This is a genomic window from Nocardioides sp. CPCC 206348 (genome assembly GCF_048654705.1).
Lineage (GTDB): Bacteria > Actinomycetota > Actinomycetes > Propionibacteriales > Nocardioidaceae > Nocardioides.
Map to the genome: position 1 here is coordinate 129,537 of NZ_JBMCZA010000198.1, position 1,286 is coordinate 130,822.

Below are 1,286 nucleotides of genomic sequence, written 5' to 3' on the forward strand. Positions count from 1 at the left end.
GTCTCCGGCACGGTAGGCCGTCAGCGCGCGGAAGTAGGCACCGGTGTCGGTCAGCAGACCTGCCGAGACAGGTACGGTCATCCGCCGCGTCACGTCGGAGTGGCGCAACAGCGCATGAACCAGCGCTCGACCGACGCGGCCGTTGCCGTCGTTGAACGGGTGGATGGTCTCGAACTGAGCGTGCGCAATGGCCACCTGGGCGAGCACCGGCAGGTCCCCGCGCTGCGCGAACGCGATCAGGTCGTCCATGCTCGCCACGACACGGGTGTGGTGCGGCGGCACGAACGACGCCGTGTGCGGGCTCAGCGCACGATTGCCGATCCACACCTGCTCGGTGCGGAATCGCCCGGGGGCGGCGTACTCGTGACCGGCCATCAGCGCCTCGTGGGCAGCCAGGATCGAGTCCTTGCTGATGTCGTCGGCAAGGTCCACGGCCCGCTGCATGGCGGTGACGTTCGCGGTGACGAGCTGGGCGTTGGGGCCGCTCTTCGCGTCGACGGCAGCGAGGGCCAGCGCCCGGGCACCGGCCGTGACGCCCTCGATCTCCGACGACGACGCCGACTCGGTGCGCAGCAGGACCGAGGCCAGCGGAGCCAGCTCGGTCGCGGCGGTCATTCCATCGACCTCTGCCCGACGGTCCGCCAGGGCAGCGACCTCGGCGTCGAACCGCGTGATCTCGCGAATCGCGTCCTCGGCCTCCGCTTGCAGACCGGCGTCCATCGACACCGGCAGCTCCGCGATCCGGGCCGGGACGGCGGCGCGGTAGGGACCCCGGGCCGCCAGCCGTTGCCGGCGCGACGCCTCACGCGTGGGCTCGCGCTCCCAGGGATGGAGCTCCCACCCGATCGCGAAGCCAGCTGCACCGTGGTTCATCCCGCCACGTTACACCACTTTATTGACCTAAAGTGGTGCAACTGTCGCCCAGCTCAGCCCGGCGGCACCAGGCCGAGCAGCATCTTCCTGCTGCCCTGCCACCGCTCCTCGATGAAGGCCATGCCCCACACCGGCACCGAGATCACGAGCCCACGAATCACCGAGAACACCGTGTCCATGAACGCGAAGAGAGCGGCCTCGTCCTCGAACCGGTCAGCTAGGGGGCGCAGCGCCTCGAGCCCGATGTCGACGATCTTGACCTCGAGCTCCCGCACCGTCTCGACGTAGGCCGGCTCGGACCCGGCCGCCATCCACAGCTGTGCCACGGCGAGGGCCCGCGGGGTGGCGAGCATGCGCCAGGCCAGGTCGATCAGCTGCTCGGCGTCGACCACCCCGGTGTCGAGGACTTCCCG

At 70.1% G+C, this 1,286-nt stretch carries 2 protein-coding genes; both read right to left on the reverse strand.

Annotated features, from left to right (window positions below; translation table 11 throughout):
* Positions 1 to 873 (reverse strand): Fic family protein (locus ACOADB_RS19080; RefSeq protein WP_378602008.1); only part of this gene is annotated, 873 nt, incomplete at its 3' end.
* A 53-nt stretch (positions 874 to 926) separates the two neighbouring features.
* On the reverse strand, positions 927 to 1,286 hold a 360-nt coding region (locus tag ACOADB_RS19085), incomplete at its 5' end, for a hypothetical protein (RefSeq protein WP_378602011.1).